This window comes from Kordiimonas aquimaris, from assembly GCF_025574485.1.
GTDB classification, from domain to species: Bacteria; Pseudomonadota; Alphaproteobacteria; order Sphingomonadales; family Kordiimonadaceae; genus Kordiimonas; species Kordiimonas aquimaris.
This window is the reverse complement of sequence record NZ_JAOBPO010000003.1, coordinates 545,371-557,442: the sequence shown is the minus strand read 5'-3', so window position 1 is coordinate 557,442 and position 12,072 is coordinate 545,371. Positions and strand designations below refer to the sequence as shown.

The following is a 12,072-nucleotide window of genomic DNA, read 5'->3' as shown; positions in this document are numbered from 1 at the left end:
CTTAAGGGCAGGGTACTGGGTACTGCTTTTCAACTTTGTTGACTTCTTTAAGCAGGTCTTTGGGTAAGCTCATATCATGGGTTTTTAGCGCAGTTTCAAGCTGCTCTAACGAAGTTGCGCCAATTATGTTTGACGTCAGGAACGTTTGCATGTTCACAAAGATATTGGCGAACTGTGCCGGGTCGTAGCCATTGTCTCGTGCTAGCGCGACATAGCTTTCCATTGCAGCTTCGCCGTTTTTGGTAAGATACCGGCCAAAAGTTTGCGGGAATTTTACCAGGCGACCATTTTCTGGACGAGCTCCGTTCGCATATTTGCCCGTAAGAAAGCCTGAAGCCAGAGGAGAGTATGCAAGTAGGCCACAATTTTCTCGCTCGGAAATTTCAGCCAGTCCAATTTCATATGATCTGTTTAGCAGGTTATACGGGTTTTGCACGCTTGCCACACGCGGCATATTGCTTGTTTCAGAAAGCCTTAGCGCGTGCGAAGCCCCCCACGGCGTTTCGTTTGACAAACCAACCGCGCGTATTTTGCCTGCCGCCACCAGTTCTTGCATGGCAGAAAGCGTTTCTTCTAGTGGGACGGAGGAATCTTCGCTACCCGATGACCTATAGTGCAGCTTGCCAAAGAAGTTTGTCGGCCTGCTTGGCCAATGAGTTTGGTAAAGGTCTATATAGTCTGTACCGAGGCGTTTCAAACTTGCATCGCACGCGGCAATTACGGATGCACGGTCCAGGTCATTTCGCCCGTTTCTAAGCATATCTGTGCGGATATGCTTTAATGTTGGCATCGGTCCCGCAACTTTACTTGCAATAACCACATCTTTGCGTTTGCTTGATTTCTTGAGCCAGGACCCGATAATTTCTTCAGTGCGACCATATGTTTCAGGTCGTGCCGGCACAGAATACATTTCGGCAGTATCAAGGAAATTGACGCCGTAGGTTAGCGCCAATTCAATTTGGGCATGCCCTTCAGCTTCTGTATTCTGTTCGCCCCACGTCATTGTTCCAAGGCAGATTTTACTCACACGAATGTCTGTGCGGCCGAGTTGACGCATTTCCATGAGTAAATCCTTACCTTTTGTGGGGTATGTACTACTTAGTTTTTGACTAAGTTGTGGTCTGCCAGCAATTGCTGTAATTCGCCAGCTTCAAACATTTCTTTAATAATGTCGCAGCCACCAACAAACTCGCCCTTAACATAAAGCTGAGGGATTGTAGGCCAGTCCGAGTAAGCTTTAATGCCTTCGCGAATTTCCATGTCTTCGAGTACATTGTAGCTTTCATAGGAAACATCAAGGTGTTGTAGAACCTGTGCGACAACACTTGAAAAGCCACATTGTGGAAATATGGGTGTGCCTTTCATAAACAACACGACATCGTCTTTTTTTACATATGTTTCGATACGATCGAATACTGGGTTTTCACTCATCACTATAATCCTGATTTATGCTCATTTGCAGTACACATAAGCTTAAGAACGCCTCATGCCAAGGGGCTGCGTCAAAATAAGACCAAATTAATCTTAATTATTGGCTTAAACATGAAATTTGTCATTTAATTATTCTGGAACACTTGTTTGCAGTGCTAAAGCGTGTAGCTCGCCGCCCATACGCCCCTTGAGGCTTTTATATACCATCTGGTGTTGTTGCACACGTGATTTGCCGCGAAAGCCTTCATATACGACATGGGCCGCATAATGGTCACCATCACCGCGCAGGTCTTCTATACGCACTTCAGCTCCAGGCATGTCTTCCCGGATAAGCTGCTCAATATCGTCCGCGATCATTGCCATCTTTATTCCCTACATTTTACGAAGAGTGCTTACATTTGCATTAAAAGCATATTCTAACCTAAAAATGGAAAGCTGCCACCAAAATCAGTTCAATGAGGGTCGTTTAATTATCACTATTCGTTCAACTTGTGATTGATGCGAGTGCATGGTTCACAAGTGACCATCAATGTGCTTAATGGATGATGTCAAGGAACGAAGAGAAGCTATTCAGTATGCTATCGGCTAAGATAAAGCGCAATTTGATGACACGGCCCACGCTGCACCGCGTTGCTTCCTCTGTAATTTCGGTACTTCGCTCACATATAGCTCTTCCTGCTTATGTGTCACCATTGGAACCTTTTCCTGTCGAATCTGCGCAATTGATGCCTGCAAATAATCCGCTCTTTATCACAGCGCGTTTTAGAAGTGGTTCCACATTGCTTTGGCAGGTTTTTCACAGGTTAAAAGGCTTTACGTCATACTACGAACCGTTGAATGAGCGACGGTGGTTTGACCGAGAACATCGAGGCGACAGAATTGATAACACACATCGCGGTGTATCTGACTATGCGGTTAATTATGAAAACCTGGCGCATTTAGGTCAGTTCTTTAGAGAAGACTGGACGTATCACCGGCTAGCGCTTGGCAGTGAGAGCAAAGAAAAGAGGCTGGAGAAATACGTTCAGGCGATGGTTGAAGCTGCGCCTAAGCGCCCGGTTTTACAGTTCAACCGGGTAGATTTCCGCTTGCCATTCTTAAAAGCAAGGTTTCCTGAAGCTAAAATTATTCACCTTCGCAGAGAGCACAGAGATACGTGGCGATCGACGCTGAATGGGGCAGAAAATAATCAGGAATGGACCTTGACTAGTTTCGATGGTCTGTGTCGGTTTTACCTTCTGTCCTGGTACCGTGACTTATCTTTAACGTTTCCATTTCTATGGTCAGATCCGGATGAAACGCACCCTTATGAGATACATTACCTGATTTCAAGGCTGTCAGAATTGTTTGCGTTGAGAGACGCTGATGTATTTCTGGATTACGATGAGCTTAATCAGGATTTCAACGGCAAAATTACAACGCTTATGAATGCTATTGGCTCGGGTGATACAGCTCTGAGTGCTCTGGACGGTTTATATGAACCTAAACCGTCAGGCTATGACCATAGCAATGATGATGTTTTTTATCAGACTCTAGAGAATAAAGTTGAGCAGCGTTTGCAGCAAGCTTTGCCATTGAGGAATACCTAATGGATTGGCACAAGGTTGTTGCCGAAAATGGTATTGCCGTACCCTTGCTTGTCGCTACCTCAAAAAAGAAACCAATTGCCAGTTGTATACTTATGCCTGCTTTGGGTGTACCGGCAAAATTTTATAGGAAATTAGCTCAAGGACTTGCCGACGGTGGTGTGACAACGGTGGTTGTTGAGCAACGCGGTAACGGTGAAAGTTCATATAGGGCAGGTGATGGTAGTGTTTTTTCACTGACTGAATATTTACGAACGGATATAACTGCAGCGCATGATTGGCTTAGACAATATGTGGAAGGCGTGCCGTCTTATATTGGAGGGCATAGTCTGGGCGGGCATGTTGCATCCATGTTTGCAGCTCGTCATCCAAACGAATTTTCCGGCATAATACATTTTGCGTGTGGTATGCCGTATCCTGCGGACTTTTCACTGCTCGGGAAGATGATGATTAAAATATATGCTGGGCTTGTGCCAGTTTCAGCAAGGTTTTTTGGCTACTTTCCTGGTCAAAAATTAGGTTTTGCCGGTAGCGAGTATACTGGTTTGATGGAAGATTGGCGACAATGGACTCAGCGCGGAACGTATGACATTGACGGCTTTAAGGGCACTGAACAACAAATGGCAACGTACAGCGGTCGTATGCTTTCGATCGCTATTGCCAATGATAACATGATGACAATGCGTGCAATCAAGCGTGCATGTGCGCCGTTCGACAATGCAAAAATCACAAGCTTAATACTCGGCCCGAAAGAGCAGGGTGACTTTCTTGGACACATTAATTGGGCCAGAAAGCCGAACGGCGCCGTCAGCGCCGTTCTTGAGTGGTTAGATATAAAAGATCAAGATAACAAATGATTACTGGCTCTCTAGCGCCTTAATTACATCTGCAGCAAATGCGGGCATGTCAAACCCAGGTCCACCAGCGTGGTCATAACCACGGCGAACAATCATCAAGTTCTTTGATGGGATAATCATCAGGATTTGCCCGCGGTTACCAAGTGCAGCGTATGCATCTGATGGAACACCCGGGAAATCAGGGTAAAGCCACCACTGTGCACCATATCCACGGGTTGGTCTGTCAGCAGACTTCGCCGGCTCAACCGGAGCAGGTGTTGACACATACTTTGCCCAGCCTTCCGGCAAAATGCGTTCACCGTTCCAGACACCGTCATTCATGTATAACAGGCCGAGGCGAAGCAAGTCGCGTGATGTAGTCCATACTTGACTGGACATCACAAAGTTACCTTCCCAGTCAGTTTCCAACACTGTGTGATCCATGCCAATTTTATGGAGGAGTGACTTATATGGGAATGCTAGATAGGCCGCGTCGTTATTCATTACGGCACGCAGGTGGCGAATTGCCAACAATGTGTCATTGTTAGCGTATTTCCAGCGAGTGCCAGCTGTTGCTTCAACGGCAGAACGCGTTGACGTATCTGTAACCAGTCCGCCGCCAATATAAAGGCGATCTGTTCGGTTGCCTGCGCGATTGCTATCAAGGCCAGAACCCATGTGTAGCAGGTTTTCAAGTGTGATTTTGCCGCGTGGATCACCTGGACGAGACCACTCTGGCATCAGCTTGTTGGACTTTATATCAATGATGCCTTGGTGTGATGCTGCACCAATAACACTGGCTGCAATACTTTTTGCCACAGACCATGTGCGCTGTGAGGTTGTTGGTGTAAAGCCATCCAGATAATGTTCTGCGATAATAGTATCAGGCGTTGCAATGATGACAGCTGAGGTTCGAGCATGGCTGCCGTATGCGCCGCGCGTGAAAGCTTTGTTAAGAGCTGTATCCAGTGCTGCATTGCCTGTCGGGGCATCAATTTCTGGCCAGTTAGTCCAAGGTGCGCCGTTGTCGGCACGCGGATTTGTGTCGGCAAAGTTATCAGGCAACATAGGTAAGTTACCTGACATTTCTTCGACGGTAGCTCCCACCGGCAGTTGTACACATCCTAAATGTGGTCTCCACTGTGCTACACGTGGCGGCATATCCGTAGTATATGAAACGCTAACACGTTTATTGCCCATATCAACTCTTGGTGTGCCAAGGTCTTTAACCTTTTCCGCCACTAAGGGGTAAATACCTGTAAATTCATGTGAGTTGATTTGAGGCAGTGTTTTGGCTGCGTTAAAAATAGCACTACAGGTAAAAGCAGCTTTATATCCCGCAGCGTATGCATCAACGGTTGCCTCGTTTTCTTGTGCGCTTACTGTTGTTTGCAATAATAGAGCGCTTGCAACAGCCGTCGATTTTGCCAGCAATTTCATCATAGACCCTCTCCCGATAAAATAGTGTTGCGGTACCATAAGGGAACCGAACTGATTGCCCAAGACACAATCTTATGAACAGCTATGCCGCGATATTAAATGCCCAACACATCGCCTTTCCGGCACGGCTAATCTATTGTTGCCTTGATGCGCAGAACCTTAGGTGTATTGTTGTATTAGGCAAGAGGAAGATGAAACCTTGTTGAGATTTGCCAAATTTAAAAGTTTCTGGGTTGTGATGTTTTTGCCCACGCTAATGGCTGCGGGCGATCTTGACCCAATTGTCACGCTGCCCCTTGAACGCAATGAACGTGGCGGTTTGCATGTACGCACACAATCTTCTGACGGTATACCGTTGCGCCTTGTTTTTGATACGGCAGCTGCTAATTCAATTTTGTTTGATCACGCAGGTACAGACATGGTTTCTCGCAAGCTGGGTAGAGATCAACACGTATATTTTCCGTTTACGGACAGACTTTTAGGTTTTCGTTTGATTAATCAGTTTACCATTGAGCTTGGTCGGCACACATTCACCAGTAATAACTGGGTATCAGGCCCTTGGAAGCCAACAGGCTTGTTCCCTGGTAGAGAGACGCCGAATTATGATGCCATTGCAGGGCGCGATGTGTTTACAACATATGCAGTTGCCGTTGATCCACGAGAGCGAATGCTCAGCCTGTACGATAGCGGACGAGATTTTGAAGACCACTATGATACCGTATTACAGTTAGTTGAAACAAACGAGCATATGGCTGTCTCTGTATCAATTACGCGCAGTGATACTGGTGAAACGCAAGACAAGCTGATGATAATTGATACTGCTTTTCCGGGCGTGTTGATGTTTGCCAATGAAAGTGAATTGGAAATCCTTAATGTTGATGAACTGGCAACGCCCGCTGAAACTTTACCAACAGCTATTGTGGTTCCTAGTATGCTTGGTGTTGGCCGGATGGATCCAATAGAGCAGAACGTACTCATCGTATCTAAAGGTGGCTTTACCGCTGATGGCGTGCTTGGAACTGCATTTCTGAACAATTATCGGTATGCCTTTGATATGGCTGCGAAAAAAATATATCTATCTGAACGGTAGTCCGCCTTTCTTTATCTGAAAACATGTTGGTAATCCAAAACTTGGTTTGGCTATTCATGCTGTCTGACTTATACTGTTTTAGCTAGACGGGGGCATGAGGTCATAGCTAGGGGAGATATTAGTATGACACTGAACAATAAAGATTACATGACAATTGCAGGCGCGCTGATGGTTGCTGTTGGCGCTTTTTCACCGATGATTAATATCAGTGGCTTGAAAACAGTTACATATGCGGATGCCGCTGATCCACAAGTATATGTCCTTGTTATCTTGGCATTAGTTGCTGGAGGCCTGATTTTTGCCGGTAAACAATCTTTGAGCATGTTTGCTGCTCTCGGAGCATGGATTGTACTTCTATGGCCCGTACTTAAGAATATTGGACCAGAAGAAGATGGAGGGTTGCTCGGAAAAGTGACTGATGCAGCGGCTGACCCATTACAGACAGTTGCGCAAAAGTTGTTCAGTAATGTGCTTAATTTTGAGTGGGGAGGTTATGTCTTTTTAATCGGCATGCTTCTAGTACTGATTGGTAGCGTTATGTTGTTTTTAGATTCTCGGAAAACTTAACGCTATACGAAACAAGGTATCTAAAAGGGCGTTACTTAACGCCCTTTTTTGTTTTACCGTCAATTCAGTTTGCAAGCTTTAGGATGTCATCAAAGGTCATGCCGTCCAACTTGTCGCCAAGGTTTTTGTATAACGTTTCTTCCATTGAGTCGCCAGATGCAACGCTTTTTGCGGCGCTGAGTAACCCCTTTTTATCTCCTGCACTATCTTTCGCAAGGGCACTAAGCGCGCTTGTAAGTTGACCAGCTTGATCATCACTCAAAGAGTTTTTCATGTCACCAAGGCTGGTTTGGAATGCGCTCAGCGAACTAGTGTCTAGTTTTAACTTCTCAGCAACAGCTGCTGCTTTTTCGGCTACTTGTGTTGCTACTTCCTGTGCTTTTTCCATTGCACCGGTAGTGTTTTCACTGCTCGCTGTTACGGTTTCGTTTGCCGCAGATTCTGCCGTTTGATCTGATTTGTTGTCGCTACAAGCTGCAAGGCTGGCTGCAGCTGCAATGGCGGTAATTTGTGCTAAATATTTCATGTGTCGCTCCCTAAAAATCACGCGCCCCCAACGTAAGCTGTACTTGTAGCATAATTGTGGCGGTATATGCATTAATAGCGAGCTGTACTTGAATTAGATTACAGGCACACAACTTTGGCTTCGCGTATGGAAGTGGGGACCATGCGTCCGGCCACCATTTTGGGCACGGTTTTAACAACTTCTTTAATTGCAGGCGTGCCGGTTTCACATTTTTTGTTTGCTAGCAATTTTTGAAGTGTTGTTGTGTTTTCCGTTTGCGAGGCTTTGTCATCTTCAGCATACGTCGAGGGTGATGCAATCAGACCTAGCGCGAGTGTTATCGTCACGTATTTCATGTTCATTTCCCGAATAAGCAATTGGAGACAGGAACTATGTACACTATTTATGACCATTAGTAACTATGCTTAGGGCTATGTATTGATAGTAAAGAACTATCAATACATATATTAGCTCGCATTTTTCATGAAATTTGGCATCCAGTCTCGATGTGCTGATGTCAGGTCACTCATGGCTATGTCAATGGTTCCATCGTTCACATTTAAGCACTTACCACCAGTTTTACCAAGTATGGTAACGGGAATACCAGCGTCTTTTGCTTCACGCCGGATATCTTCAGCTGTGGCATCGTCGGCACTGATGAGATAGCGAGCCTGCGTTTCACTGAATAGGCTTACATGCAGAGGTTGGTCATCGTTGAGTGTAACGCTTGCGCCCATGCTACCTGCTATAGCCATGTCAGCAAGGCCTGCAATCAAGCCACCATCTGACAAATCATGACATGTGCTGACTTGTCCATTCTCAATAAGAGCACGAACAAAATCACCATTGCGGCGTTCGATAGTTAAATCAACATGCGGTGGCATGCCACTGTCTTCGCCGAGCAGTTGTTTTTGATATAAGCTGGCGCCTAGTTCATCTTTTGTTTCGCCAATTAGCAGAATAGTATCGCCTTCGGCTTTAAAGTTGATTGTTGCCCGGGCATCAGCGTTTTTAAGTATGCCCACGCCGCCAATTGCTGGTGTTGGCAAAATGCCAGAACCATTTGTTTCGTTATACAAAGATACATTGCCTGACACGATAGGGTAATCCAGCGCGCGGCAAGCTTCGCCCATACCCTCCAGGCAGCCAACGAATTGACCCATAATATCTTTGCGTTCCGGGTTGCCAAAGTTCAGGCAGTTTGTGATAGCCAATGGCATACCCCCGACAGCGGTTATATTACGCCATGTTTCTGCAACAGCCTGACGGCCCCCTTCAACTGGATTGGCAAAACAATAGCGCGGAGATACATCTGTGCTGATGGCAAGGGCTTTATCAGTACCATGAACGCGCACAACCGCAGCATCGCCGCCCGGGCGACCTATTGTGTCGCCCATAACCATGTGGTCATATTGTTCCCAAATCCAGCGACGAGAACATAAGTGTGGCCCACCTACCATATCCATCACAGCTTTATTGAGGTCATTAACCGCTGGAACATCTGCAGTTGGGCGTGTCGGCGTAGGCGTATAAGGGCGTTCATATTCCGGCGCATCTTCAACAAGGCTCGCGATTGGCATGTCGCCAACAATGTCGCCGCCAAAGGTCAGTGTTAGTTTGCCGGTATCAGTGATTTCGCCGATTACAGCGAAATCAAGTTCCCATTTTTCGAAGATGGCTTGTGCCATCTCTTCGCGGCCCGGTTTTAACACCATCAGCATGCGTTCCTGACTTTCCGACAGGCACATTTCATAAGGTGTCATGTTTGCTTCGCGCTGTGGTACTTTGTCGAGGTTCAGCTCAAACCCAACGCCGCCTTTTGATGCCATCTCAACAGATGAAGAAGTGAGGCCTGCTGCACCCATGTCCTGGATCGCAATAATGGCATCTGTTGCCATTAGCTCAAGGCAAGCTTCAATCAGCAGTTTTTCAGTGAAAGGGTCACCAACTTGAACTGTTGGGCGCTTCTCTTCGCTGTCTTCTGTAAACTCTGCAGATGCCATTGTGGCACCGTGAATACCATCACGGCCTGTCTTACTGCCAACATAAACAACAGGGTTGCCGACACCTGCGGCTGCACTGTAAAAAATCTTGTCTTTGTCAGCGAGACCAACGGTCATGGCATTGACAAGGATATTACCATTATAAGATGGGTCGAAATTGGTTTCGCCGCCAACAGTTGGTACGCCAACGCAGTTTCCGTAGCCGCCAATGCCCTCAACTACACCAGCAAGCAAGTGTTTGGTTTTTGGGTGGCTTGGCTCACCGAAACGCAGTGCATTCATGTTCGCGACCGGGCGAGCACCCATCGTGAATACATCGCGCAGAATGCCGCCAACACCTGTGGCTGCACCTTGGTATGGTTCAATGTAACTCGGGTGATTATGGCTTTCCATTTTAAAGATGACGGCTTGGCCATCACCAATGTCAATAACGCCGGCATTTTCACCGGGGCCACATATTACCCAAGGTGCTTCTGTGGGAAGCTTTTTTAAATGAAAGCGTGACGACTTGTATGAGCAGTGTTCTGACCACATCACGCTGTATATGCCAAGTTCGGTATAGTTTGGTTCGCGGCCCATTGCAGAAACGATACGATCATATTCTGCTTCAGTCAGACCGTGTTCCTTGACGATCTCAGGGGTGATTTTGATATCATTCATGTTGAGAAACCTAGTGCTGACAATTTACGAAAGGCGGTTCATGACCGAGGTGAAAAGCTTGCGGCCATCAGAGCCGCCTAGGGCTGGCTCTATCATGCGTTCAGGGTGTGGCATCATACCCAGAATATTTCCGCGTTTGTTAGTAATACCCGCTATTGCCCGCTGTGCGCCGTTGATGTCTTCATTGTAGCGAAAAGCAACTTGTCCTTCGCCTTCTAAAGTATCAAGTGTGTTTTCATCGGCGAAGTAGTTACCATCATGATGTGCAACGGGGATCAATATTTCTTCATCTTCAGCATAATCGGCAGTGAACATCGTATCATTGTTTGCAACTGTCATTTTTACATCTTTACAAACGAAGCTCAGGTTTGCGTTCCGCATTAATGCGCCCGGTAAAAGGCCTGTTTCAGTCAGCACCTGAAAGCCGTTACAAACGCCAAAAATAGGCACGCCATCTTCGGCGCGGCGAATAACTTCCTTCATAATATTTGATTTTGCTGACATGGCACCGCAGCGCAAATAATCACCGTAGGAGAAGCCACCGGGCAGGGCGATGAAGTCGACAGTGTCAAAATCAGTTTCCTGATGCCATACCATCAACGGCTTGTTGCCGGTAATTTTTGTAAGTGCAACGGCCATATCCCGATCGCAATTAGAACCGGGAAATACAATAACAGCGGATTTCATGGGCGCTACTCCAGCTCAATGCTGTAGTTTTCGATGACCGTGTTCGCTAGCAATTTGCGGCACATGGCATCAACATTTTCGTGTGCTTTATCTTTATCAGTTTCCGATAGTTCTAATTCAATGAACTTGCCTTGGCGTGCTTCGTCCACACCGCCAAACCCCATGTTGGACAAGGCATGTTCAATCGCTTTTCCTTGAGGGTCCAGAACCCCGTTTTTAAGTGTTACGTGGATACGGGCTTTCATGGTGTGCTCCCCTGAAGTTATGGCGCTTTAGCTGCGTGATTTTGAAGTTTTGTTTTTGTGGTCTGCGATCTCGGTGACATCTGCAGATGGCAAGATACCAAGTCGACGTGCAACCTCTTGATAGGCTTCCATCTCACCGCCAAGGTCACGGCGAAAACGGTCTTTATCCATTTTTTCACCGGTTTTCATATCCCACAAGCGGCAGCCATCGGGACTAATTTCATCAGCGAGAATGGTAATACAGTTTTCGTCTTCGTAAAAACGGCCAAACTCTAATTTGAAGTCTACAAGTTTGATACCTATGCCTGCAAACATGCCGGACAAGAAATCGTTTACACGCAGAGCGTAAAACATCATCTCATCGATTTCCTGTTCTTCCGCCCAGCCAAATGTCAAAATATGTTCTTCTGCTATCAATGGGTCGCTCAGTTCGTCCGACTTATAGCAGAATTCAACAAGAGGATTAGGAAGAGGAGTACCTTCTTCAATTCCGAGACGCTGAGACATGCTGCCTGCTGCGATATTGCGAACAATAACTTCAACAGGAATGATCTCTACTGCTTTTACCAGTTGCTCGCGCATCGAAATGCGTTCGATAAAATGATGAGGGATACCAATATTGCCGAGTGCTTTGAACAGATATTCGGAGATATGATTGTTAACGACACCCTTACCGGACAATGTTCCCGTTTTTTGCGCATTAAACGCGGTCGCATCATCTTTGAAATACTGGATTATGGTGCCAGGTTCTGGCCCTTCGAAAAGAACTTTTGCTTTGCCTTCGTAGAGCTTGTTTTTGCGGGACATCGTCGTTTTTCCTTTAATGGCGTTTATACGCTGAAGGATTGGTCCAAATTTTCGCGGACAATAGCCGAAGTCTTCGCGCGCGACAATGTTTGCGATGATCTTTCTGTAATAATTCGTAATAACGGTTGAATTTGATACGGAATGAGGCGAATAAACAATCATGTTGGGTTGAAATAAACGCGCTCTAACCCCATTTCGAGTGAGAATCAGTCAAA

At 46.3% G+C, this 12,072-nt stretch carries 14 protein-coding genes; 4 read left to right on the top strand and 10 right to left on the bottom strand.

What is annotated here, in order from left to right; genetic code table 11:
- Position 1: 1 nt before the first annotated feature.
- From OEU88_RS12345 to OEU88_RS12335, 3 genes are all read right to left on the bottom strand, one after another.
- Complete coding sequence (locus tag OEU88_RS12345) at positions 2-1,063, bottom strand: aldo/keto reductase (RefSeq protein ID WP_262695484.1); 1,062 nt, start codon at positions 1,061-1,063, stop codon at positions 2-4.
- A 35-nt stretch (positions 1,064-1,098) separates the two neighbouring features.
- Positions 1,099-1,431, bottom strand: a complete 333-nt coding sequence (grxD, locus tag OEU88_RS12340) for a Grx4 family monothiol glutaredoxin (protein ID WP_262695483.1) — start codon at positions 1,429-1,431, stop codon at positions 1,099-1,101.
- Positions 1,432-1,560: 129 nt separating this feature from the next.
- A complete protein-coding gene (locus OEU88_RS12335; RefSeq protein WP_262695482.1) occupies positions 1,561-1,794 on the bottom strand; it encodes a BolA family protein in 234 nt (77 codons plus the stop codon).
- Positions 1,795-2,036: 242 nt separating this feature from the next.
- Between OEU88_RS12335 and OEU88_RS12330 the strand changes: the two genes are divergently transcribed.
- Positions 2,037-3,020: a sulfotransferase gene (locus OEU88_RS12330; protein ID WP_262695481.1), complete on the top strand. Its 984-nt coding sequence runs from the start codon at positions 2,037-2,039 to the stop codon at positions 3,018-3,020.
- On the top strand, positions 3,020-3,874 hold the full coding sequence (locus tag OEU88_RS12325) for an alpha/beta hydrolase family protein (protein ID WP_262695480.1): 855 nt from the start codon (positions 3,020-3,022) through the stop codon (positions 3,872-3,874). The genes OEU88_RS12330 and OEU88_RS12325 overlap by 1 nt, the downstream gene beginning before the upstream one ends.
- Here the strand turns inward: OEU88_RS12325 and OEU88_RS12320 are convergent, their stop codons facing one another.
- Entirely contained in the window at positions 3,875-5,296 is a 1,422-nt protein-coding gene (locus OEU88_RS12320; RefSeq protein WP_262695479.1) for a serine hydrolase domain-containing protein, read from the bottom strand.
- A gap of 199 nt (positions 5,297-5,495) precedes the next feature.
- On the opposite strand from OEU88_RS12320, the gene OEU88_RS12315 reads away from it, so the two are divergent.
- Complete coding sequence (locus OEU88_RS12315) at positions 5,496-6,383, top strand: hypothetical protein (RefSeq protein ID WP_262695478.1); 888 nt, start codon at positions 5,496-5,498, stop codon at positions 6,381-6,383.
- 123 nt (positions 6,384-6,506) lie between these two features.
- Complete coding sequence (locus OEU88_RS12310) at positions 6,507-6,950, top strand: hypothetical protein (protein WP_262695477.1); 444 nt, start codon at positions 6,507-6,509, stop codon at positions 6,948-6,950.
- 64 nt (positions 6,951-7,014) lie between these two features.
- Here OEU88_RS12310 and OEU88_RS12305 read toward each other — a convergent pair whose 3' ends face one another.
- The 6 genes from OEU88_RS12305 to purC form a co-directional block, all read right to left on the bottom strand.
- Positions 7,015-7,476 carry a DUF6694 family lipoprotein gene (locus OEU88_RS12305; RefSeq protein ID WP_262695476.1) on the bottom strand — a complete coding sequence of 154 codons (462 nt, stop codon included), beginning with the start codon at positions 7,474-7,476 and terminating at the stop codon, positions 7,015-7,017.
- Between the two features lie 98 nt (positions 7,477-7,574).
- Positions 7,575-7,811 carry a hypothetical protein gene (locus OEU88_RS12300; protein WP_262695475.1) on the bottom strand — a complete coding sequence of 79 codons (237 nt, stop codon included), beginning with the start codon at positions 7,809-7,811 and terminating at the stop codon, positions 7,575-7,577.
- A gap of 111 nt (positions 7,812-7,922) precedes the next feature.
- Positions 7,923-10,118, bottom strand: coding sequence for a phosphoribosylformylglycinamidine synthase subunit PurL (purL, locus tag OEU88_RS12295; protein WP_262695474.1), 2,196 nt, complete (start codon positions 10,116-10,118; stop codon positions 7,923-7,925).
- 24 nt (positions 10,119-10,142) lie between these two features.
- Positions 10,143-10,805, bottom strand: coding sequence for a phosphoribosylformylglycinamidine synthase subunit PurQ (gene purQ, locus OEU88_RS12290; protein WP_262695473.1), 663 nt, complete (start codon positions 10,803-10,805; stop codon positions 10,143-10,145).
- 5 nt (positions 10,806-10,810) lie between these two features.
- Positions 10,811-11,050 carry a phosphoribosylformylglycinamidine synthase subunit PurS gene (gene purS, locus OEU88_RS12285; protein WP_262695472.1) on the bottom strand — a complete coding sequence of 80 codons (240 nt, stop codon included), beginning with the start codon at positions 11,048-11,050 and terminating at the stop codon, positions 10,811-10,813.
- A gap of 27 nt (positions 11,051-11,077) precedes the next feature.
- Positions 11,078-11,857, bottom strand: coding sequence for a phosphoribosylaminoimidazolesuccinocarboxamide synthase (purC, locus tag OEU88_RS12280; RefSeq protein ID WP_262695471.1), 780 nt, complete (start codon positions 11,855-11,857; stop codon positions 11,078-11,080).
- Between the last annotated feature and the right edge of the window lie 215 nt (positions 11,858-12,072).